Below are 21,294 nucleotides of genomic sequence, written 5' to 3'. Positions count from 1 at the left end.
TATGGCCGGGGTCCGCTCCATGCTGGCGAGGGTTACGCGTCTTGAGGTGACCGATGCCCCGGCCCAGTCGCCATTCGAGCACATCTATGGTTCGCTTGCGGGCTTCACACAGGTGGCGCGGGCCGCCATCAAGGCGGGCACACTGGACCGTCGCGACGGCGGGGTTCTGCTTGAGATTATTCGACGCTGGCACGCTGATCGGGTTTGGGACGTGTGGCAGTAACGAGCTACACTGAAGCTCTATCTGTCGCCAGCGAGCACGTGATGATTCCGCGAACTTTCACTTCACCTCGCGCCAGGCTACTGCAGTCCGACAGCTTAGGGGGTCGGTATGGAAGCAACGGAAGCTATCGGTGTGGCGAAAGAGTACGTGCGCACCATCTTTGCGGACGAGGGAGCCTTCAACATCGGCCTCGAAGAAATAGAGCACGAAGACGACTCTTGGTTTGTTACGGTTGGGTTTTCCCGCCGTTGGGACCGGGCACCCAAGAGTCCTTTCAGCATTACAATCGAAGGTCAAGACGATAGAGCGACGAGTCGGACCTATAAAATTGTTGAAGTTCAGGATGAAACCGGGCAGGTCTTAGGTGTTAAGAACCGACCTGGCCTGACGTGAGTCGAATATTTCTTGACGCTAATCTATTGTGTCTAGTTGTCGCGGGCATGTTTGCTCCTGCATCGGTGGGGCGTCATAAACGACTTAGGGCATATTCAATGAAGGATTACGCGGCGGTGAGTGAAATACTCTCGCGGTACCAAGAAGTAGCCTGCTGTCCACACGTGCTAACGGAAACTTCTAATCTGATATCCCAAACCAACGAATGCGAAGCCCGTTTGTTGAAGGCGGGCCTAAAATCGTTGACGGAAAAAATGTGTGAGCTTCAGATGACAGCAATGGAGGCGATGCAGCGCTCCGAGTATCTGTTGCTAGGTTTGACGGACGCAGTGATCCTTACACTGCAGAGTTCGCCGACGCCGCTCCTCACGGTGGACGTGGGCCTCACGGTAGCGGCGCAAAAAGCAGGATTGCAGGTAGTGAATTACAATTGGTTGCGTGATCACGCCTAAGTAAACCTTGCTTCACGCTCCTCCCATCAAACATCCAATTAGGCGGTGGCGAATTTAGGCGCTTGAATTTGTTCGTCTTCCCAACCAGTGAATCGACCTCAAGTCAGGTCGTGAGTGGCCGGTGCAAGGGCCGCTGTGCAGCGGTTCGTCTGAGTTGGGGAGGCACCGGCACCGGTGATCTTCTCTGCGGAGACACGGCCGTAATCAGCCACCTTTGAGAATACGCCGTAGAGCGCCATGGACCGAGCGCCAGCTAAACTTTGAAAAAGAGTAGCGTCCTTGCACGCGCCGTCGATCTAGGCGATCCTGCTCTCATGCTCGGCGAGAAGCCCCAGCCTGTGGCAGTAGGCACCGTTTATTTCGCATTTGGCGAAAAGAAGATTGCCGCCTCGTTTAATCGGGACAAGATTTACATTGGCGGCGTTGTCTATATCTCCGCAGAGGAAGCATGGGAACCTCAATTTTGCCCTGACCCTTTTCCTGGATCAATTCGGCATTGCGTCACGTGGATATCAACATCTGATTGGACAGTATTCCTGGAAGATCGCCTAATTGTCGCGGAGCATGATGTCCATCGGATTACGTCAGTTTTGGGGGAAGCCATTTCCCAAGATGATGTTCGTAGGGCGCTGTATTATGCGGCAGGCTTGGTGCCTGTCGGCAAGCTCCATCTTGGCGACACTTGGCACAGCAGCATACCGGGCAAGTGTCTCGCCGTTGCTGAGCGATTGCAGCTCGTAGGTGACTTGCGCAGGCCGCATATTGAATCAGTACTCTGGTGGCACTCGGAACCGCTTATCACGTACCTCCTGCTCACATGCTTCGACATTCTCGGGCAATCTAAAGGCTGGATGCCTTTCGGCAACTGGCTCAAATCTAAGAAGGGCGGTCCCGATTTAGCTCTAATTGGCAGCACCGATCCCATAGGGGTTGCGGACGAACTTCATCGGCAATGGCTCGATAGATTCGGCACGCGAAACTCATTCTACAGATTCGCCAACGAGCGGCTTGATCAACCGACGCGCCAGAGGTTGTTGGATAGCTTGGAGATAATAAAATACCCCCTGCCTCCCGCCGACGGCGCTCTCAGTAGAGGGTCTGAAATCCCCACAACCCCGGAAGAGAAACTACGCTACCTCTACAAGGTGCGCAATTCGTTCACCCACGAAGCCCGAGGCGTGCCGGGCAAGTATCCGGGTGTAGCAAGACAGCCTAAGAGAGGCCTGGGCCAAGCAATCGAGAAGGGGCTTTTCTGCAATTATGCGACGGTCAATTGGCCTAACGTGCTGATTGAGGTAGTGAAATTCGGACTGTTAGGTGTGCTTCACGACCAACTGGCCGAAGCACCACAAGATTTGGACGTCCCGGAGGTGTTACCAAACGGACCGGGTAGGCGCTCTTATGCGTGACTGCCAATAAGGCACAACTTTATACTAGTTTTTTTTGACTTCCAATGAATTCAAAGCGCGGACGCATCGCGGCCCATTGCGGGCTTCCGTCCGCGGTCACGCCCGGCTCCTTGGAACCCAGCTGAGCTTGCATAGGGAAGCTAGATGCCACAACCCGCGCCCAGCCACGTCACCGGTTGGAGTCCCAACCCAACTTGGATTCTGGATCATCGACCCGAGTGTGTGACCGCGATTGGACTAATTGCGCTGGCTTGGACGAGAGTTGAGAATGAGCTTGCGACTATGATCTCAGCCATCGTGGGTGGGGCAACGGTCGGCTACGGCGGCAATACCGATTGGATCGTCCATGGTGTCATGGGTGAAGTGGAGACGATCAGGGTTCGGATTAAGATCGTAGAGACCATTCTCAAACGTCTGCTTGAAAACACTGATCTCCACGATGAGTGGTCACTGCTTGAAGCTGCTCTCTACAAACGAGCTAGGGAGAGAAATGTAGCCGTGCACTCCGAATGGGCCTGGTCAGAAGACGCCCCAAACGCCGTGTTGAGGATCGAAAGGGACGGGACCAAGAGCCTTTGGGTGGAGAGAGACTTCATGGACGCTTTCCACAGGATCAAGACTCTGGAGCACGATCTTCACGCTTTTCTGAAAAAGGTGTGCCTGGCCATTGAGCAGGGTGCTGTCCGCGTCTGATAATCATCCCCGCAGGAGCACGAATGCGTATCTTGCTTCCCCAACACCAGAGCGTTTGCGACTGGCGTCATCGAATACGCAGTATCGCTGCATGGATGGCGACTCGCCCGCCGCGTTAGGCATACGTTAGACAGGTGCAAAGAGCGCTACCGACGGTGCCGGCAAGACCTTCCAACCTATTGAAATTGCCTGATTTTCTGGTCGGGGCGACAGGATTCGAACCTGCGACCCCCACACCCCCAGTGTGATGCGCTACCAGGCTGCGCTACGCCCCGACCAAGGGTGCGCCCTCTATGCCGGTCGCGCGCCGGATGCAAGCCGTGCCGTCAATAGTTGCACCCCCGCCCGACGCATGTTAGCGCGCGCCGCTTGAACGGGCCGCTCTCCGCGCCCCTCTATCCAGGCATCCAAAACCATGTTCGCCACCCCAGCATATGCACAAGCCGCAGGCACCGCGGCACAGAGCGGCAGCACCGCAGGCGCGATCGTGTCGCTGCTGCCGCTCGTCCTGATCTTCGTCGTCTTCTACTTCCTGATGATCCGCCCGCAGCAAAAGCGGATGAAGGCACTCCAGGCGGCCGTCGGCGGCGTGAAGAAGGGCGATACCGTGATCACCGCGGGCGGGCTGATCGGCAAGGTGACGCGCGTCGACGAGGGTGAGGTCGAGATCGAGCTGGGCACCAATGTGAAGGTCCGCGCGATCAAGGCGACGCTCGCCGAGGTTCGCCCGTCGGGCACCGGCAAGCCCGCGAACGACTGATGATGCTGCTCGATTTTCCCCGCTGGAAGGTCTGGGCCGTCATATTGACGATCGTCGCCTGCTTCGCGCTGGCGATCCCGACCTTCGTTCCCGAGAATATCCGGAAAACCTGGCCGAGCTGGGTTCCCCAGCCGGTCGTCAGCCTCGGCCTCGATCTGGCCGGCGGCTCCTATCTGCTGCTCGAGGCCGATACCAAGGACGTCGCCGCCTCACGCCTCGATTCGATGCGCGAGCAGGTCCGCTCGGTCATGCGCCGCGATCCGCGCGTCGAGATTGGCGACATTTCGGTCCAGGGCGGCCAGTTGAGCTTCATGGTCCGCGATCCGAGCAAGGTCGATGCTGCGCGCGAGCGGCTGCTCGAAGTCGCCGGCAGCGGCGCGGGGCTCACCGGCCAGCGCGTCTGGGACATTTCCGTGGTCGATTCGACTCGCTTCGTGCTGCGCCCGACGCAGGCGGGGCTCGAGGAAGCGATCAACACCGCGATGGACGATGCCCGCGAAGTCGTCGATCGGCGGATCAACGAGTTCGGCACGAAGGAACCGACAGTTGTGCGCCAGGGCGACAATCGCATCGTCGTCCAGGTTCCCGGCCTCCAGGATCCCCAGGGGCTGAAGAAGCTGCTCGGCACGACTGCCAAGCTCGAGTTCAAGCTGGTCAACGACATCTCGCCGCAGCAGCTGCAGGCGGGCAACATCCCGCCGGACACGCAGGTCCTGCCCTACGCCGAGGGTGGCGGCCAGATCGCCGTCTTTCGCCAGGCGATCATCACCGGCGACATGCTGGTCGATGCACGACAGGATTATGATCCGCAGGACGGCACGCCCGGCGTGACGCTCACGCTCGACGGCGTCGGTTCGCGCCGCTTCGCCAAGGTGACGCAGGAAAATAGCGGTAAGCCCTTCGCGATCATCGTCGACAATACGGTGATTTCCGCGCCGCGTATCAACGAGCCGATCCTCGGTGGCAGCGCGCGGATCAACGGCGGCTTCACGGTCAAGAGCGCCAACGAGCTGGCGGTCGCGCTGCGCTCGGGCAAGCTCCCGATCGCGCTGAAGGTCGTCGAAGAGCGCACCGTCTCGGCCGAACTCGGTCAGGATTCGATCAACAAGGGCGTACTCGCCGGCGTTCTCGGCACCGGCGCGCTGATCTTCTTCATGCTGATCACTTATGCCCGTTTTGGCGTCTACACGACTGCGGCCCTGCTGGTGAACGCCGTGATGATCCTGGGCATCATGGCGCTGTTCGGGGCGGCGCTGACGCTGCCCGGCATCGCCGGTTTCGTGCTGACGATCGGCGCGGCGGTGGACGCCAACGTGCTCATCAACGAGCGCATCCGCGAGGAGCAGCGCATGCGAAACCGCAATGCGCTCGCCTCGGTCCAATTCGGCTACAAGGAAGCATCGACCGCGATCTTCGACGCGAACATCACCAACGTGATCTCGGCCGTCATCATGTTCACCTTCGGCTCGGGCCCGATCCGCGGCTTCGCGGTCGTGCTCGCGATCGGCATCGTCACTTCGGTCTTCACCGGCGTCACCTTCACCCGGCTGCTCGTGGCCGACTGGCTGAAGCGCAACCGTCCGAAGACGATCAGCATTTAAGGCCGGATCATGCGCTTCCCGCTCAAACTCGTACCCGACAATACCAACATTCCGTTCCTGCGGTACCGCACGATCGCGATGGCTATTTCGGTAGCGATGATCGTCGCCGCGATCCTGCTGTGCGTCTTACGCGGCTTCAATCTCGGGATCGATTTCATCGGGGGCCAGAGCGTCCGCGTCCAATTCGACCAGGCCGTGCCGATCGACCAGCTCCGCGACAAGATGGCGACGCTGGGGTTCGAGGACGTCACGATCCAGGAATATGGCAGCCCCACCGAGATCGGTATCCGCACGCCGCTGCCCGAGGGCGGAGACACGGCGGCCGAGGCGGCGGCGACCAAGATCCGGACCGCCATCGAAGGCTCATACCCCGGCGCACATGTCGGTGGCGTCGAAAGCGTATCGGGCAAGGTCTCGAACGAATTGTTCCGCACCGGCATGATCGCGCTGGTGCTCGCGATGCTGGGCATCACGGTCTATATCTGGTTCCGCTTCGAGTGGCAGTTCGCGGTCGGCGCCTTGTTCGCGCTCTTCCACGATGTCGCGCTGACGCTCGGCTTCTTCGCGCTGACCCAGCTCGAATTCGACCTCAACATCGTCGCGGCGGTCCTGACGATCATCGGCTATTCGCTCAACGACACGATCGTCGTCTACGATCGCATCCGCGAGAATATGCGCAAATATCGCAAGATGAGCATCGAGGCGTTGCTCGATCTGTCGGTCAACGAAACGCTGTCGCGCACCGTCGTCACCAGCCTTTCGATCGGCATCGTGCTGACGATCCTGCTGCTGGTCGGCCCGGACGTGATCTTCGGCTTCACCGCGGCGATGCTGCTCGGCATCGTCATCGGCACCTTCTCGTCGGTCTATGTCTCCGCGGCGATCCTGCTGTGGCTGCGGCTCAAGCCCGACAGCTTCGTGACCAAGGTGGCGAGCGGCCCCGAGGGCGAGCGGGTGACGTCGCGCGAGAAGCCCTGACGTGAAGTTGGCCAAATGAAGATGGAACGCCGCAGCGCCGACGGGCCGGTCATCTCCGGCTTTGCGGGGCGCGGCTTCCGGGTGGACGAGAATGTCTATGAAGGGCTGCTGATCAGCCCCGAGCGCGCCGACGGCTGGGCGCCGTCGCCGATCGGCGAACTTGGCGAAGCCGACCTCGCGCCGCTGCTTGCGCTCGACCCCCCGCCGGAATTCATCCTGCTCGGCACCGGCGACACGCTGGTCCGCCCGCCGCTGGCACTCACGAAGGCGCTGGGCGCGCGCGGCATCGGGCTGGAGGCAATGGACAGCCGCGCCGCCGCGCGCGCCTGGGGCGTGCTCCGCGCCGAGCTCCGCTGGGTAGGCGGGGCGCTGTACCCGCTGGGCTAGGCATCGGGTGCAGGCTCTTCGAACTAACGTCACCCCCGCCAAAGCGGGGGCCCATCGCCTGCAGACGCATCAAACGAAACAGCTGTTTAGCGCGTGGCCCGCTAAGGAGATGGGCCCCCGCCTTCGCGGGGGTGACGGCTATAGCTTGCGCAACGCGTTACGACTTGCCCGCCGCGAATATAATCAGAGCGCGTCCCAATCGATCTCCGCATGCCGATCGAGCCAGCGCGAGGCATCCGCCAACGGATATTTCAACCCGGTAGCGCAGTTGAACAGCAGCACCCGCTCCTCGGCGTCCACCAACCCCGCCGCCAGCGCATCGCGATACGCCGCCAGCGTCGCCCCGCCCTCCGGGCACAGCAGCAGGCCATCCCGCCGTGCCGCATCGTCCACCGCCTGCGTCAGCGCCGCATCGCTCACCGCCAGCGCCGCCCCGCCGCTCGCGCGCACTGCGTCGAGGATCAGGAAATCGCCCACCGCTTGCGGCACCCGGATCCCGGCCGCGACGGTATGCGCGTCCTCCCAGCGCACCGCATGCCGCTCGCCTGCATCGAACGCACGGACGATCGGCGCGCAGCCCTCGGCCTGCACGGCATACATGCGCGGGCGCTTGGCCCCGATCCAGCCGAGCGCCTCCATCTCGTCGAACGCCTTCCACATGCCGATCAGCCCGGTGCCGCCGCCAGTGGGGTAGAAGATCGCATCGGGCAGCTCCCAGCCGAACTGCTCGGCCAGCTCGAGCCCCATCGTCTTCTTGCCCTCGATCCGGTAGGGCTCCTTGAGCGTCGACAGATCGAACCAGCCGCGCTTTTCCTTGCCCATTGCGACGATCTTGCCGCAATCGTCGATCAGCCCGTTGACGCGGTAGACCCTAGCCCCCTGCGCCGCGATCTCGCGGACGTTGATCTCCGGGGTGTCGTCGGGACAGAAGATGATCGCCTCGATCCCCACGCGCGACGCATAGGCCGCCGCCGCCGCACCGGCATTGCCGTTGGTCGGCATCGCGATCGTGGTGACGCCCAGTTCCTTGGCCATCGCGATCGCCATCACCAGCCCGCGCGCCTTGAAGGAGCCGGTCGGCAGCCGCCCCTCGTCTTTCACCCAGACATTGCCGGGCTCCTTCTCGAGCGGCACGATCGGCGTCGCGCTTTCGCCCAGGCTGACGATGTTCGCGGTGTGCCGCACCGGCAGCAGCTCGCGATATTTCCACAGATCCGCCGGACGGCTTGCCAATATCTCGGGCGTCAGCGCCGCCTTCACGCCTTCGAGGTCATAGCGCACCAGCAAGGGCCGCCCTACGCGCGACAGGCCGTGGAGCCGGTCGGCCTCGTAGCGCTCGCCGGTCATCGAGCATTCGAGATGGCTGACGAAGGTCGGGCGATCGGTAGTCAGATTGTCGTCATGGCGCATGTTGGCGGCTCCCGGAGTCGCCCCGGCGCATAAGCGGGTTTGCACCGCTCGCCCACCCTCCCCATATGCGCCCGCATGAGTGAAAACAGCAATGCATGGCACGGCACGACGATCCTCGCCGTGCGCAAATCGGGCAAGGTCGTCATCGCCGGCGACGGCCAGGTCTCCGCGGGCAACACCGTGATGAAGCCCAACGCCCGGAAAGTCCGCCCGCTCGGCGACGGCAAGGTGATCGCGGGTTTCGCGGGCGCGACCGCCGACGCCTTCACGCTCTTCGAACGGCTCGAGGCCAAGCTGGAGCGTCATCATGGCCAGCTGCTGCGCGCCGCGGTCGAACTTGCCAAGGACTGGCGGACCGACAAGTTCCTGCGCAACCTCGAGGCGATGCTGATCGTCGCCGACAAGGAAGTGACGCTGGTCGTCACCGGCAATGGGGACGTGCTGGAGCCCGAAGGCGGGGTCGCCGCGATCGGCTCGGGCGGCAATTTCGCGCTCGCCGCGGCGCGTGCGCTGGTCGAATATGAAACCGACGCGGAAACCATCGCGCGCAAGGCTATGGGTATTGCCGGCGAGCTGTGCGTCTATACGAACGATCGGCTGACCGTCGAAGTGCTGGAAAGCGTCAGCCCGTAGCGGGGATTGCAGGGGGCGGGATATCGTCCCGCGCGTCGCGAATGCACGATTGCGTATCCGCGGCGTCGATCGCCTTCAACAAATCCTCGAATTGGCCGTCATCGGCAACCGGGAAACACCGGCTGAAGCCACTTCCGAGCCTCTCCAGGTCGCGGGCACTCAAAAGCCCGACAGCCACGATACGCTCCTGCGACAAAGATATTCTCCGGGTACGAACACGGGGCACTAACGCAGATCAATCGGGATAGTGCCGCGGGATTTTCGCTTTATCTGTGGAGGATGTCCAGCGCCGCCGCGGTCATCGCCTCGGTAGCGGTGCCGATCACCGCTTCGGCGTCGGGCGCCCAATAGGGACTGTGGAGCGAAGGCAGCGGTTTCGTGCCCCCTTCCGACGCGTCCCATTTGTCCTTGGGCACCCCGCCCACCCAGAAGATCATGCTCTGGATCGACTTGTCGGCCAGATAATAACGGCCGAAATCCTCGCCCCCCATCACCGCCGGCGTCTCCACCACGCGATCCTTGCCGAAGCGAGTCGTCCATAAAGCGGTCAGCCGTCCGCTCAGCGGATCGGTGTTGAAGGTGGCCGGCGTGCCTTCGTTGCGCACGGTGACGACCGGCATCCGATCCTCGGGCATCCCCGCCGCGATCGCCTCGCCGCGCGCGATGCGCGCGATCCCGTCGAGCAAAGTCTTGCGCACTTCGGGCGCATAGCTGCGCACGGTGAGCAGCATCGAAACTTCCTTGCCGATGATATTGTGCGTCGACCCGCCCTGGATGCTGCCCACCGTCACCACCGCCGGCGATTGCGGATCGACCTCGCGCGAGACCAGCGTCTGCAGCGTGGTGACGATGCGCGCCGCCAGCACGATCGGATCGCGCGTCGTGTGCGGATAGGCGCCGTGCCCGCCGACGCCGCTCACCTTGATGTCAACCGAATCGACATTGGCGAGGACATAGCCCGATCGCACCCCGACCACGCCGGCCGGCAGCGTCGCGCTGTCGTGGAAAGCGAGCGCGAAGGCGGGCTTGGGAAAGCGAGTGAACAACCCGTCCTCCAGCATCATCCGCGCGCCCATGCCGCGCTCCTCGGCGGGCTGGGCGATCATCACCAGCGTGCCCCGCCACTGCGCCTTCATCGCCGCCAGGTTGCGCAGCGTGCCGATCCAGCTCGCCATATGGGTATCGTGCCCGCAGGCGTGCATCACCCCGGTCTCGCGCCCCTCGTCGGTGGTGGCACGGACCTTGGAGGCGTAGGGCAGCCCGGTATCCTCGGTCACCGGCAGCCCGTCCATATCGGCGCGAATCAGCAGCACCGGCCCGTCGCCGTTCCTCAGCACCGCGACCACCCCGGTCCCGCCGACCTTCTCGGTTACGTCGAAGCCCGCCTTGCGCGCCTCGGCGGCGAGCTTTGCCGCGGTCTTCACTTCGCGCAGGCTCAGCTCGGGGTTGGCGTGAAAGTCGCGATAATGCGCCATCAGCGCAGGCATTACGGCCTGCGTCGCGTCGCGCACCGGATCGGCGGAGGCGGGCGCGGCGAGCGTCATCGCGGTGGCGAGCAGCAAGGTGCGGAGCATGGCAGGTCCCGGATCATGAAGCCGCGAGTGTCGGGGAGGCCCGGGACGAAGTCAAACCACAGCGTCAGGCCGGTACCAGCTCCACCACATCCAGCATCGACTCGAACCGCGGCCGCGGCAGCACCAGCCGCCAGCGCTTCGCATCCACCCGCTCGATATAGCCGATCATGTCGCGGTTCGCATCGAGCCCGTAGCGCAGCGGCGCATGTTCGTCGCCGAGCACCAGCGTCCCCAGGAACACGACCCGCGTCTCGCTATGCGGGAAAATCAGCCCGGTCGGCCGCTGCGATCCGGTGACCTTGTGCAGGCTCTTCACTTCGCCTTCGTCGGCGATCCGGCAGTCGAACCAGGGATAGGCCGTGAAGTCCCGCATCGCGGTGCCGACTCCGCCCAGCTTGAAGCTGCGGCAGCGATAATTGCCCGGCGGCGGGGATGCGCCCGGCAGCGCGCGATCGGGATCGAACAGCAGGGGCTCGGCGGCAATTGCCTTGGCATCGGCCTTGCGCGCGAGCGGCAGGGCCTGGTCCCAGGCGCGGCGCCAGTTGCGCATCCGCTCGCGATCGGCCGTGGTGGCGACCTGTTGCCAGTGCACCCCGGCGGGCGCGCGCGACGATGTCGCCTCGCGATAGACGCTGCAGCCGCTCAGGCCCAGCATCAGCGCAGCCGTGACGGCCAGCGTCCTCATCATGGTTCGGCTTCCTCTCAGGCCGCGTCTTACGCCGCGGTCCATCCCCCATCCATAGAATAGTTTGCCCCGGTGATCGACGCGGCCTCGTCGCGGCACAGGAACAGCGCCAGCGCCGCCACCTGCTCGGGCAACACGAACTGCTTGGTCGGCTGGGCGGCGAGCAGCACGTCGTTGATCACCTGCTCGCGCGTCAGCCCGCGCGCGGCCATCGTGTCGGGGATCTGGTTCTCCACCAGCGGCGTCCAGACATAGCCCGGCGAGATGCAATTGACCGTGACGCCGAACGGCGCGGTCTCCAGCGCCACCGTCTTGGTCAGCCCGGCGATGCCATGCTTGGCGGCGACATAGGCCGCCTTGTTGGGGCTCGCGACCAGGCTGTGCGCCGAGGCGGTGGTCAGGATCCGCCCCCAGCCCCTGGCCTTCATCCCCGGCACCACCGCGCGCATCAGATGGAAGCTGGAAGACAGGTTGATCGCCAGAATCGCGTCCCATTTCTCGACCGGGAAATCCTCGATCGGCGCGACATGCTGGATGCCCGCATTGCTGATCGCGATATCGACCCCGCCGAACGCGTCCTGCGCGCGCGCGACCATCGCCGCGATCTGATCGGGCTTCGCCATGTCGGCCCCGTCGTACAGCGCCTTGGCGCCGCTCGCCGCCTGCAGCGCGACTCGCTCCGTTTCGATCGCGTCCGCGTCGCCGAAGCCGTTGATCATCACGCTCGCTCCCTCGGCCGCGAGCGCCTTTGCCAACGCAAGCCCGATGCCCGACGTGGAGCCGGTGACGATCGCGGATTTGCCCTTCAGAAACATGGGAATGCCTTTCGTGATGCCGCGTCCCTCTAGGCCGATCGCGACGGCGCGTGCAACGCTTGGGCAACTGGGGCATTGTTGCGGTCAACGAACGATAGGGGAACTCCATGCGGCTCGACGATCTAGATCCCACCCAGCATGCCCGCGATCTCGGGTCGGGCGGCGGCGGTGGCGGCGGTTTCGGCCTGCTCGGGTTCCTGCCCTTGCTGCTCGGACGCGGCATGGGCTGCGGCGGCATCGTCCTGATCGGCATCGTCGCCCTGATCTATTTCGCCATGTCGGGCGGCGGCGGGATGCTCGGCAGCACCGGCGGCAGCTCGACCGGCCCCGCCTCGACCACCGCCGGCGCCAGCGGCGCGGCCGCCTGCAACACTGCGGAGCGGCGCTTCCCCTGCCAGGTTATGACCAGCACCGAACAGACGTGGGACGCGCTCTTCAAGCGCTCGGGCCAGACCTATCAGCCGCCGACGATCAACTTCTACCAGCGCGGCGTGCAATCGGGCTGCGGCCAGGCCTCGTCCGCGGTCGGGCCCTTCTACTGCCCTGCCGACGACGGCATCTATCTCGACACCACCTTCTTCGACGAGCTCGGCCAGCGCTACGGCGCCGAGGGCGATTTCGCCCAGGCCTATGTGATCGCGCACGAGGTGGGCCACCATATCCAGAAGCTGCTCGGCACTTCCGAAGAAGTCTCGCAGGCGCAGGCACGCGCCTCGCGCAGCGAAGGCAATCGCCTCTCGGTCCTGCTCGAGCTGCAGGCGGATTGCTTCGCCGGCGTCTGGGCGGGCAACAATCGCGATCGGCTCGAGCCCGGCGACATCGAGGAAGGCATGACCGCCGCCAACGCGATCGGCGACGACACCCTCCAGAAGCAGGCGCAGGGCGAAGTCGTGCCGGACAGCTTTACGCATGGGACTTCGGCGCAGCGCATGGAGTGGCTGCGCAAGGGCCTGGAAAGCGGCGACCCTGCGGTGTGCAACACCTTCGCGGCGACGCGGTAACCCCCTTCTCCCCCTCCCGCATGCGGGTGGGGGAGAAGGTAAAGGCTGACGAACCCGGCCCACTTGGCTAAGTCCCCCGCATGACCGAACCCCTCGACCTGCAGCGCCCCAGCCTCGCTTACCACCACAGCAAAGGCAGCGGCCCGACCGTCGTCTTCCTGTGCGGCTATGCGTCCGACATGAACGGCACCAAGGCGCTTGCGCTCGAGGCCTGGGCGCGGGCGCGCGGCCAGGCCTTCCTGCGCTTCGACTATGCCGGTTGCGGCGCCAGCCAGGGCGAATTCGAGGACCAGACGCTGCCGCTGTGGCGCGACGATGCGCTGCGGATTATCGAGATGCTGGTCGAGGGCCCGGTCGTCCTTGTCGGCTCGTCGATGGGCGGCTGGATCATGCTGATGGTCGCCAAGGCGCGGCCCGATCGCGTCGTCGGTATGGTCGGCGTGGCCGCAGCGCCCGATTTCACCGATTGGGGCTTCACCCAGGCGCAGAAGCTCGAATTGCTTCAGCACGGCCGGATCGAGGAACGCTCCGACTATTCCGAGCAGCCAACGATCACCACCCGCGCCTTCTGGTCCTCGGGTGAGGCAAATCGGATGATGATCGGCCCGATCGCCTTCGACGGCCCGGTCCGCCTACTCCAGGGCCAGCGTGACAAGGAAGTGCCGTGGGAGCGCGCGGCGCGGCTCGCCGAGTTGATCCGTTCAGATACGGTGCAGACCATATTGATCAAGGACGGCGATCACCGCCTTTCGCGCGAGGGCGACATCACCCTCCTGCTCCGCGCCGTCGAGGATGTCCTGGCCGCATGTTCTTCTCCCTCCTCCTGATCCTCCAGGCCGCGCCCGCGCCCGCTTCTCCCCCACCGGGCCAGGAGCCGCCGCGCTTCGCCGAGTGCATGGATCTCGCCACCGGCGATCCGGGCGCCGGCCAGGCCAACGCTTCCAGATGGAGCATGGAGGGCGGCGGCATGCTCGCCCGCCAGTGTCTGGGCGTTGCCTATGCCAACCAGCGCCGCTGGGATTCGGCCGCCGCCGCGTTCGAGGAAGCCGCGCGCGAAGGTGAGCTCAACCGCGATCGCCGCGCCGCCAATTATTGGGCGCAGGCCGGCAATGCCTGGCTTGCCGCGGGCAACGCCGCCAAGGCGCGCGCCGCGCTCGACGCCGCGCTCGCCGCGGGCACGCTGGAGGGCCTGGCACTCGGCGAAGTCCATCTCGATCGCGCCCGCGCGATGGTTGCCGCCAACGATCTCGACGCCGCGCGCGCAGATCTGGATCGCGCGACGCAGAGCGCCCCCGCCGATCCGCTCACCTGGCTGCTGTCCGCCACCCTCGCCCGCCGCCAGAACGATGCGGCACTGGCGCGCAAGCATATCGACGAGGCGCTCCGCCGCTCGCCCGACGACGCCTCGGTCCAGCTCGAAGCCGGCAACATCGCCGCCGCGGCCGCCGACGAAGCCGGCGCCCGCACTGCCTGGAACCGCGCGATCGAGCTGGCGCCGGGCAGCCCGACCGCCGAATCGGCGCGCAAGGCGTTGGCGCAGTTCGGCGCGACGGAGAAGTAAGGGTACGTATCAAACTTACACCGTCATCCCCGCGAAGGCGGGGATCCAGGAATGACTCTGCCCAGCCAGTCCTGCTTGGCCCTGGATCCCCGCCTTCGCGGGGATGACGAAGAATATCGGTAGAGCCCGGTCTCTCTCTTGCGGCGAGGCCCGCCCCGCCCCTATCTCTCCCCCATGCAATATCTCCACACCATGATCCGCGTGTCCGATCCGGACGCAACCGTCGCCTTCTTCGAGCTGATCGGCCTCCGCCAGGTCCGCCGCATCGATAACGAGCAGGGCCGCTTCAGCCTGATCTTCCTCGCCGTCCCCGGCGAAGAGGGCCGCGCCGAAGTCGAGCTCACCCATAATTGGGACCCCGAGGAATATTCGGGCGGCCGCAATTTCGGGCACCTCGCCTACCGGGTCGACAATATCTACGAGACCTGCCAGCGGCTGATGGACGCCGGCGTGACGATCAACCGCCCTCCGCGCGACGGCCACATGGCGTTCGTGCGAACCCCCGACAATATCTCGGTCGAACTGCTCCAGGACGGCCGGCTCGAGCCCGCCGAGCCCTGGGCCTCGATGCCGAACACGGGCGTCTGGTGATGGCCGGGCTCGAGGTCGTCCGTATTCCGGCGCTCAGCGACAATTATGTCTGGCTGGTGCATGATGCGACCTCGGGCGCGACGATGGTCGTCGATCCGTCCGAAGCCGCGCCGGTGCTCGCCGAGGCGCAAGCGCGCGGCTGGACCATATCGGCGATCTGGAACACCCACTGGCACCCCGATCACACCGGCGGCAATGCGGCGATCAAGGCCGCGACCGGCGCGACGGTGATCGCCCCCGCCGCCGAGGCTGCGCGCATACCGACGCTCGATCGCGCGGTGGCCGAAGGCGACGAGGTCTACCTGGGCGGGCATGTCGCCACGGTGGTCGAAGTCCCGGCTCACACCGCCGGCCATATCGCCTTCCATTTCGCCGAGGAGGCGCTGCTCTTCCCCGGCGACACTTTGTTCGCGATGGGCTGCGGCCGGCTGTTCGAGGGGACGGCGGACCAGATGTTCGCCAACATGCAGCGCCTCGCCGCGCTTCCGCCCGAGACGATCGTCTATTCGGCGCACGAATATACCCAGTCCAACGGCCGCTACGCGCTGGTCGCCGAGCCGGACAATGGCGCAATCGCCGATCGGATGATCGAGGTCGACGCCGCCCGTGCGCGGGGCGAGGCCACCCTCCCCACCACGATCGCGCAGGAACTGGCGACAAATCCGTTCCTGCGCGCGGCCAGCGTCGAGATTCTCGCCGAACGCCGCGCCGCCAAGGATGCATTTCGCGGCTGAAGCGACTATATCGTCGGGCGGGGCAAGTTGGAGACGACGATGACTCGCTTTGCCGTAGCCGCATTCCTGCTCCTTGCCGGTTTTGCGACCACGGGCGCCACCGACCAACGGAGTCCCGATAGCAGGGGCGCCAAGGTCGAGCGCTCGCTCGATGGCCTGACTCCCGGCGCGCCGTTACGCTGCCTGCGCCGCGGCGAGGCCAACCAGATCCGCTCCTTCGGCAACAGCATCCTTTACGTGGCCGGCCGCAACCGGATCTGGCGCAACGATGTCGTCGGCACCTGCGCCGGCCTCGCGCGCGGCGATATCGTCGTGACCAAGAGCCTGGGCAGCGATGCCTGCAGCGGCGACCTCGTCCAGACCCGGGCGGCGACCGGCGGCATGCTCACCGGCAGCTGCTCGCTTGGCAATTTCGTTCCCTACACCAAGGAAGGAAAGTGACATTGCGGCTGGCAATCCTGACGGCGACCCTCGCGCTCGCCGGCTGCACGGCGAGCGGCGAAATGCAGGCATCGCAGCGAGCGCGATCCGATCGCGAACTCGCCGAGGCGCTGGAGGGCCGCGTTGCCGGCGCGCCGCAGGACTGCATCTCGGCGCAGGGCACCAACGGCCCCCGGATCATCGATGCAGGCACGATCCTCTACAGCGACGGCCGCCGCACCTATGTCAACAAGCTGGAGGCCAGCTGCCCCGGCCTTTCGCCCTATGACACGATCGTGATCGAGCTCCACGGCAGCCAGATCTGCCGCAACGACCTGTTTCGCACCATCGACCCCGGCAACCGCATTCCCGGGCCTTATTGCCGGCTCGCGAAGTTCGTCCCCTACGAGAAGCCGCGCTGACCCTCCTGACTCCCCTCCCTGCAAGGGAGGAGTTGGGGGTGGGTGGCGAGCGAGGCGAGCCTCCCCGGCATGCCGCGAAAAGAAAAGGCCGGGCATCGAGCCCGACCTTTCATAAACCCACCCCCCGGCCTCCCTTCCAGGGAGGGGAGACTTACAGCACGTACCGGCTCAAATCGGTATTCCGCGCGATCGCCTGCAACTGCTGCTCGACATAGGCCGCGTCGATTACCAGGGTGGATCCCGAACGGTCCTCGGCATCGAAGCTCACTTCCTCGAGTAGTTTCTCCATCACCGTCTGCAGCCGCCGCGCGCCGATATTCTCGATCTCGGCATTCACCTCGGCCGCGATCTTGGCCACCGCGCGGATGCCCTCCTCCGTAAAGTCGATCTGCACGCCTTCGGTGCCGAGCAGGGCCGCATATTGCTGGACCAGGCTCGCCTTGGTATCGGAGAGGATCGCGACGAAATCCTCCTCGGTCAGCGCCTTGAGCTCGACGCGGATCGGCAGTCGCCCCTGCAGCTCGGGCAGCAGGTCGCTCGGCTTGGCGACGTGGAAGGCGCCGCTGGCGATGAACAGGATATGGTCGGTCTTCATCGGCCCATATTTGGTCGCGACCGTCGTGCCCTCGATCAGCGGCAGCAAATCGCGCTGGACGCCCTCGCGGCTCACCGAACCGCCGCGCACGTCGCTCACCGCGATCTTGTCGATCTCGTCGAGGAAGACGATCCCGTTCGCCTCGGCATTGGCGAGCGCGACCCGGCTGACCTCGTCCTGATCGAGCCTTTTGTCGGCCTCCTCCTCGACGAGCTTGTCCCACGCCGCACGTACGTTGAGCTTGCGCCGCCTGAGGGGCGGTCCGCCGAATGCCTTGCCCATCATCTCGGACAGGTTGATCATTTGCGGCGCGCCGCCGGGGATTTCGAACGGCATGTTGGGCGCCTGCTCGACTTCGATCTCGATCTCGGTCGCGTCGAGCACGCCGTCGTGGAAGCGCTGCTTGAACGCTTCCCGAGTGGCGGTGGAGCTGTCCTTGCCGGTCAGCGCATCGAGCAGGCGCGCCATCGCCGCTTCCTCGGCCTTGTCGGACACCGCGGCGCGGCGGCGGTCCTTCTCGAGCCGGATCGCTTCCTCGACCAGGTCGCGCGCGATCTGCTCGACATCGCGGCCGACATAGCCGACCTCGGTGAACTTGGTGGCCTCCACCTTCACGAACGGCGCGTCGGCCAGCTTCGCCAGCCGTCGACTGATCTCGGTCTTGCCGCAGCCGGTGGGCCCGATCATCAATATGTTCTTGGGGGTGACCTCGTCGCGCAGCTCGAGCGGGAGCTGCTGGCGGCGCCAGCGGTTGCGCAGCGCAACCGCGACGGCCTTCTTCGCGTCCTTCTGGCCGATGATATGCGCGTCGAGCGCGGCGACGATCGCCTTGGGGGTAAGGGCTTCGTTCATGTGGGGAATGGGTTCCGTATCTTGGTTTCCACCTAGATGTGCCGCCGGACCCCCGGCTTCAAGCCGTGCGCCTCAGCGCGGGGATCGATCCCTCGGCATCCTCTGCCTTTTCGGGGCGGATGTAGATCGAAGAGAGGATCGGCATCTGCGCCTTCAGCTCGGCCTCGATTTCCTCGATCAGCGTCTCGCCCGCGCCCATCGTCATCGCATCGTCGAAATCGGCGCTGATCGCCACGAACACCCGATCCGGCGAAGAGTGGACGGTGCGGATATGATTGACCGCCGTCACTCCCGCATGTCGCGCGAGCGTCGCGCGGACGCGTTCGACCACGTCCTTGTTCGCGCGCTCGCCGATCAGCAGCCCCTTGGCCTCGCGCGCCAGCAGCATCGCCACGCCGGACAGGATCAGTCCGATCAGGATCGAGGCAGCGCCGTCGATCCGTGGATCGCCCCAGGCATGGCTCGCCCAGATCCCGGCGCCGGCCACCAGCAGTCCGGCCAGCGCCGCCGAATCTTCGAACAGGACGATGAAGGTCGCCGGATCCTTCGATTCGCGGACAGCCTGCCACCAGCCCATTTCGCCCTTGGCCGACGCGAATTCGCGCAGCGCGATCGTCCACGACGTGCCCTCGAGCGCCATCGCCACGGCGAGCACGACATAGTTGATCAGCGGGTCGCGCAAGGCCTCCGGTTCGGCGATATGCTTCCAGCCCTCGTAGATAGAAACTCCTGCGCCCAGTCCGAAGATCAGGATCGCGACGACGAACGCCCAGAAATAGAGTTCGCGGCCATAACCGAAGGGATGCTCGGCGTCGGGCGGGCGCTTCGCGCGGTGCTGGCCGTAGAGGAGGAGACCCTGATTGCCGCTGTCGACCAGACTGTGGACACCCTCGGTGAGCATCGACGATGAACCGGAAATCGCCGCCGCCACGAATTTGGCGACGGCGATTCCAAGGTTCGCCGCAAGCGCGGCATATAGTACAAGATCGGCGCGCCAGCCTGACGCCGGGCAGGTCGCCACGCCGCGTTCGTTCAGCCGAGGCCGATCTTAGACAGCAATTTGCCGACCACACCTTGCGACTCGCCCTTGGCGAGTTTCTGCTCGGCCTTGGGGTCATAGCCCGAGGAGGCCGGCGGTTCATGATTGTGGATCGGCTGGGTAGAGGCGGGCGGGTCCGACGCGTCCATCGACTCATCGAGCGCGCGGTCGAGCCGTGCTTCCTTGCTTTCGGGATTGCGCTCGAGCCGCTCGACGATCGACTTGTCGGTGCCGGCGTCGGCCGAGTTGACTGGGCCGCGCGTCGCGGTTTCGCTGCTCTCGGGCCCCGGCGCCACCGACATTCTGTCCATGGCCGGGTCGATCGGGTTCGAAGTCATATTGTCACTCTCCTGAGCGTTGCTTAGCTGTAACGAACGCCCCCGCTTTCGCGTTCCCGGCCTGCGGGGGCACCGTCAAAAGAAACGGCCCGGCGAATTTCTCCGCCGGGCCGCAAATCGCATCCTGTCGCCGCGCTTAGTCGCGCGCGCTGCCGAAAAGGCGAAGCAGGAACAGGAACATGTTGATGAAGTCGAGATAGAGCGTCAGCGCACCCATGATCACGGCCTTGCCCTGCATGTCGGTCCCGCCGACATAGGCATACATGCTCTTGATCTTCTGCGTGTCATAGGCGGTGAGCCCCGCGAAGATCAGCACGCCGAGCACGCTGATCACCAGGCTCATCACGCCCGACTGCAGGAACAGGTTGACGATCGACGCGACGATCAGCCCGACCAGACCCATGATCAGGAACGTGCCGAAGCCCGACAGATCCTTCTTGGTCGTATAGCCATAGAGGCTCAGCGCGCCAAAGCCCGCCGCCGTGCCGAAGAAGACCTGCGCGATCGAGGTGCCGCTATATTGCAGGAAGATCGTCGAGAGCGAAGCGCCGAGCAGGCCGGCATAGGCCCAGAACAGCATCTGCAGCGTGCTCGTCGAAAGGCGTGCCTGCCCGAAGCTCATCACCAGCACGATCGCCAGCGGCGAGAGCATCACCACCCAGCCGAGCATCGACGGGCCAAGCGTGGCGCCGCGCGAGGTCTGCTGCACGGTGAACAGATATTCGATCAGCGATGTCTGCGACACCACCAATGCGATGATCGCGGTCAGCAACACGCCCGAGAGCATATAGTTGTAGACCGACAGCATATAGGACCTGAGCCCCGCGTCGTACGCGTCCGTGCGCGTGCCCGACGTCGCATAGGGTGCGGCGCTCGTCCGGGGATCCGACCAGTTTGCCATGTTGAACTCCTTTGCCCGGCATATCGCCGGATAGCTGGAATATCGTCTCCGCAGCCGCCATTTTCAAGCGAAACCGGCGACCCTATCCTTGAGGATGACTCACCGCCCGCTCTGGAGCGTACCATGCACCGTCTCTTCGTCGGCCTCCGCCCGCCCCACTCGATCCGGGAGCAACTGCTCGCGACGATGGGCGGCGTCCCCGGCGCGCGGTGGCAAAGCGACGAACAGCTCCACATCACCCTGCGTTTCATCGGCGAAGTTGAGCGGCCGCTTGCCGAGGACATCGCGATCGCACTCGGCAACGTCCGCTTCCCCCCGCTAGAGGTTGCGCTGGCGGGGGTGGGCCAGTTCGACAGCCGGGGTCGGCCCAATGCGCTGTGGGCCGGGGTCCGGCCGCACGAGGCATTGGCCGGGCTCCACCACAAGATCGATCAGGCGCTCGTCCGCTGCGGCCTGCCGCCCGAGGGCCGCGCCTATCTGCCCCACATCACTCTCGCCAGGATGAATGCCGCCGCAGCCGCGACCAGCGGCTTCCTCGAAGCCCAGGCGGGTCTCGCCAGCGCGCTCTTCGCGCTCGATCATTTCCTCCTGTTCGAAAGCCATCTCGGCCGCGAGGGCGCAACGTATGACGCAGTAGAGCGCTACCCGTTGCGGGCCTGAACCCACGCGTCCGTTTCGGCATCCGGCGCGTTAGTGATGCAGAGGAGTGACCCATGTCCGATCCCGAAACCACCGAAGACACGCCTGCAACCCCCGAGCCGGAGACCGGTGCCGACCCGCATGAAGTCGAAGCCGAGGACGAAGCCGCAAAGCTGGGCGACTTCGCC

At 64.8% G+C, this 21,294-nt stretch carries 27 protein-coding genes and 1 tRNA gene; 18 read left to right on the top strand and 10 right to left on the bottom strand.

What is annotated here, in order from left to right:
* Position 1: 1 nt before the first annotated feature.
* The 5 genes from OKW87_RS15340 (at position 2) to OKW87_RS15320 (ending at position 3,170) form a co-directional block, all read left to right on the top strand.
* Positions 2-223, top strand: coding sequence for a hypothetical protein (locus OKW87_RS15340; RefSeq protein ID WP_265540778.1), 222 nt, complete (start codon positions 2-4; stop codon positions 221-223).
* A 108-nt stretch (positions 224-331) separates the two neighbouring features.
* Entirely contained in the window at positions 332-616 is a 285-nt protein-coding gene (locus OKW87_RS15335) for a hypothetical protein (RefSeq protein ID WP_265540777.1), read from the top strand.
* Positions 617-714: 98 nt separating this feature from the next.
* A complete protein-coding gene (locus OKW87_RS15330; RefSeq protein ID WP_265540776.1) occupies positions 715-1,068 on the top strand; it encodes a hypothetical protein in 354 nt (117 codons plus the stop codon).
* 314 nt (positions 1,069-1,382) lie between these two features.
* Positions 1,383-2,477 (top strand): hypothetical protein, encoded by a 1,095-nt coding sequence (locus tag OKW87_RS15325; protein WP_265540775.1) that lies wholly within the window; start codon positions 1,383-1,385, stop codon positions 2,475-2,477.
* 282 nt (positions 2,478-2,759) lie between these two features.
* Positions 2,760-3,170, top strand: a complete 411-nt coding sequence (locus tag OKW87_RS15320) for a hypothetical protein (protein WP_265540774.1) — start codon at positions 2,760-2,762, stop codon at positions 3,168-3,170.
* Between the two features lie 198 nt (positions 3,171-3,368).
* Here OKW87_RS15320 and OKW87_RS15315 read toward each other — a convergent pair.
* Positions 3,369-3,445 (bottom strand) — tRNA-Pro (locus OKW87_RS15315).
* Between the two features lie 140 nt (positions 3,446-3,585).
* Here OKW87_RS15315 and yajC point away from each other — a divergent pair.
* The 4 genes from yajC to OKW87_RS15295 are packed head-to-tail and all read left to right on the top strand — an operon-like array spanning position 3,586 to position 6,896.
* The gene (gene yajC, locus OKW87_RS15310) at positions 3,586-3,930 is read left to right on the top strand and encodes a preprotein translocase subunit YajC (protein WP_265540773.1); all 345 of its coding nucleotides are present in this window, start codon (positions 3,586-3,588) and stop codon (positions 3,928-3,930) included.
* Between the two features lie 5 nt (positions 3,931-3,935).
* Positions 3,936-5,531 carry a protein translocase subunit SecD gene (secD, locus tag OKW87_RS15305; RefSeq protein WP_265544151.1) on the top strand — a complete coding sequence of 532 codons (1,596 nt, stop codon included), beginning with the start codon at positions 3,936-3,938 and terminating at the stop codon, positions 5,529-5,531.
* Positions 5,532-5,540: 9 nt separating this feature from the next.
* Positions 5,541-6,509, top strand: coding sequence for a protein translocase subunit SecF (gene secF, locus OKW87_RS15300; RefSeq protein WP_265540772.1), 969 nt, complete (start codon positions 5,541-5,543; stop codon positions 6,507-6,509).
* 15 nt (positions 6,510-6,524) lie between these two features.
* A complete protein-coding gene (locus tag OKW87_RS15295; protein WP_265540771.1) occupies positions 6,525-6,896 on the top strand; it encodes an Mth938-like domain-containing protein in 372 nt (123 codons plus the stop codon).
* A gap of 183 nt (positions 6,897-7,079) precedes the next feature.
* On the opposite strand, the gene OKW87_RS15290 is transcribed toward OKW87_RS15295, so the two are convergent.
* The gene (locus OKW87_RS15290) at positions 7,080-8,306 is read right to left on the bottom strand and encodes a threonine synthase (protein ID WP_265540770.1); all 1,227 of its coding nucleotides are present in this window, start codon (positions 8,304-8,306) and stop codon (positions 7,080-7,082) included.
* A gap of 75 nt (positions 8,307-8,381) precedes the next feature.
* Between OKW87_RS15290 and hslV the strand changes: the two genes are divergently transcribed.
* The gene (gene hslV, locus OKW87_RS15285; RefSeq protein WP_265540769.1) at positions 8,382-8,939 is read left to right on the top strand and encodes an ATP-dependent protease subunit HslV; all 558 of its coding nucleotides are present in this window, start codon (positions 8,382-8,384) and stop codon (positions 8,937-8,939) included.
* Here the strand turns inward: hslV and OKW87_RS15280 are convergent.
* The 4 genes from OKW87_RS15280 to OKW87_RS15265 all read right to left on the bottom strand — a co-directional run bounded on the left by OKW87_RS15280 (position 8,929) and on the right by OKW87_RS15265 (position 12,013).
* Entirely contained in the window at positions 8,929-9,117 is a 189-nt protein-coding gene (locus OKW87_RS15280) for a hypothetical protein (protein WP_265540768.1), read from the bottom strand. The two genes, hslV and OKW87_RS15280, sit on opposite strands and share 11 nt — an antisense overlap.
* 88 nt (positions 9,118-9,205) lie before the next feature.
* The gene (locus OKW87_RS15275) at positions 9,206-10,513 is read right to left on the bottom strand and encodes an amidohydrolase (RefSeq protein ID WP_265540767.1); all 1,308 of its coding nucleotides are present in this window, start codon (positions 10,511-10,513) and stop codon (positions 9,206-9,208) included.
* Between the two features lie 64 nt (positions 10,514-10,577).
* A complete protein-coding gene (locus OKW87_RS15270) occupies positions 10,578-11,201 on the bottom strand; it encodes a DUF4893 domain-containing protein (RefSeq protein ID WP_265540766.1) in 624 nt (207 codons plus the stop codon).
* A gap of 26 nt (positions 11,202-11,227) precedes the next feature.
* On the bottom strand, positions 11,228-12,013 hold the full coding sequence (locus OKW87_RS15265; RefSeq protein WP_265540765.1) for a 3-hydroxybutyrate dehydrogenase: 786 nt from the start codon (positions 12,011-12,013) through the stop codon (positions 11,228-11,230).
* A gap of 107 nt (positions 12,014-12,120) precedes the next feature.
* Here OKW87_RS15265 and ypfJ point away from each other — a divergent pair, with 107 nt between their 5' ends.
* The 7 genes from ypfJ (at position 12,121) to OKW87_RS15230 (ending at position 16,742) form a co-directional block, all read left to right on the top strand.
* A complete protein-coding gene (gene ypfJ / locus OKW87_RS15260) occupies positions 12,121-13,014 on the top strand; it encodes a KPN_02809 family neutral zinc metallopeptidase (protein WP_265540764.1) in 894 nt (297 codons plus the stop codon).
* An 80-nt stretch (positions 13,015-13,094) separates the two neighbouring features.
* Positions 13,095-13,841 carry an alpha/beta fold hydrolase gene (locus OKW87_RS15255; RefSeq protein ID WP_265540763.1) on the top strand — a complete coding sequence of 249 codons (747 nt, stop codon included), beginning with the start codon at positions 13,095-13,097 and terminating at the stop codon, positions 13,839-13,841.
* Positions 13,820-14,575, top strand: coding sequence for a tetratricopeptide repeat protein (locus tag OKW87_RS15250; RefSeq protein ID WP_265540762.1), 756 nt, complete (start codon positions 13,820-13,822; stop codon positions 14,573-14,575). Before OKW87_RS15255 ends, OKW87_RS15250 begins: the two co-directional genes overlap by 22 nt.
* A 174-nt stretch (positions 14,576-14,749) precedes the next feature.
* On the top strand, positions 14,750-15,166 hold the full coding sequence (locus tag OKW87_RS15245; protein ID WP_265540761.1) for a VOC family protein: 417 nt from the start codon (positions 14,750-14,752) through the stop codon (positions 15,164-15,166).
* A complete protein-coding gene (gloB, locus tag OKW87_RS15240; RefSeq protein WP_265540760.1) occupies positions 15,166-15,900 on the top strand; it encodes a hydroxyacylglutathione hydrolase in 735 nt (244 codons plus the stop codon). The genes OKW87_RS15245 and gloB overlap by 1 nt, the downstream gene beginning before the upstream one ends.
* 39 nt (positions 15,901-15,939) lie before the next feature.
* The gene (locus OKW87_RS15235) at positions 15,940-16,341 is read left to right on the top strand and encodes a hypothetical protein (RefSeq protein WP_265540759.1); all 402 of its coding nucleotides are present in this window, start codon (positions 15,940-15,942) and stop codon (positions 16,339-16,341) included.
* A gap of 2 nt (positions 16,342-16,343) precedes the next feature.
* Positions 16,344-16,742, top strand: a complete 399-nt coding sequence (locus tag OKW87_RS15230) for a DUF6491 family protein (protein WP_265540758.1) — start codon at positions 16,344-16,346, stop codon at positions 16,740-16,742.
* A 151-nt stretch (positions 16,743-16,893) separates the two neighbouring features.
* Here OKW87_RS15230 and hslU read toward each other — a convergent pair whose 3' ends face one another.
* The 4 genes from hslU to OKW87_RS15210 form a co-directional block, all read right to left on the bottom strand.
* A complete protein-coding gene (gene hslU / locus OKW87_RS15225; protein WP_265540757.1) occupies positions 16,894-18,189 on the bottom strand; it encodes an ATP-dependent protease ATPase subunit HslU in 1,296 nt (431 codons plus the stop codon).
* Positions 18,190-18,247: 58 nt separating this feature from the next.
* Positions 18,248-19,210, bottom strand: coding sequence for a cation diffusion facilitator family transporter (locus OKW87_RS15220; RefSeq protein WP_265540756.1), 963 nt, complete (start codon positions 19,208-19,210; stop codon positions 18,248-18,250).
* An 11-nt stretch (positions 19,211-19,221) separates the two neighbouring features.
* Positions 19,222-19,566: a hypothetical protein gene (locus OKW87_RS15215; protein WP_265540755.1), complete on the bottom strand. Its 345-nt coding sequence runs from the start codon at positions 19,564-19,566 to the stop codon at positions 19,222-19,224.
* A gap of 136 nt (positions 19,567-19,702) precedes the next feature.
* A complete protein-coding gene (locus tag OKW87_RS15210; RefSeq protein WP_265540754.1) occupies positions 19,703-20,467 on the bottom strand; it encodes a Bax inhibitor-1/YccA family protein in 765 nt (254 codons plus the stop codon).
* Between the two features lie 123 nt (positions 20,468-20,590).
* On the opposite strand from OKW87_RS15210, the gene thpR reads away from it, so the two are divergent.
* Entirely contained in the window at positions 20,591-21,127 is a 537-nt protein-coding gene (gene thpR / locus OKW87_RS15205; RefSeq protein WP_265540753.1) for an RNA 2',3'-cyclic phosphodiesterase, read from the top strand.
* Positions 21,128-21,294 lie beyond the last annotated feature (167 nt).

Origin of the sequence: Sphingomonas sp. M1-B02 (genome assembly GCF_026167525.1) — a bacterium.
GTDB lineage: Bacteria > Pseudomonadota > Alphaproteobacteria > Sphingomonadales > Sphingomonadaceae > Sphingomonas.
This window is presented reverse-complemented; position numbering and strand designations above follow the sequence as displayed.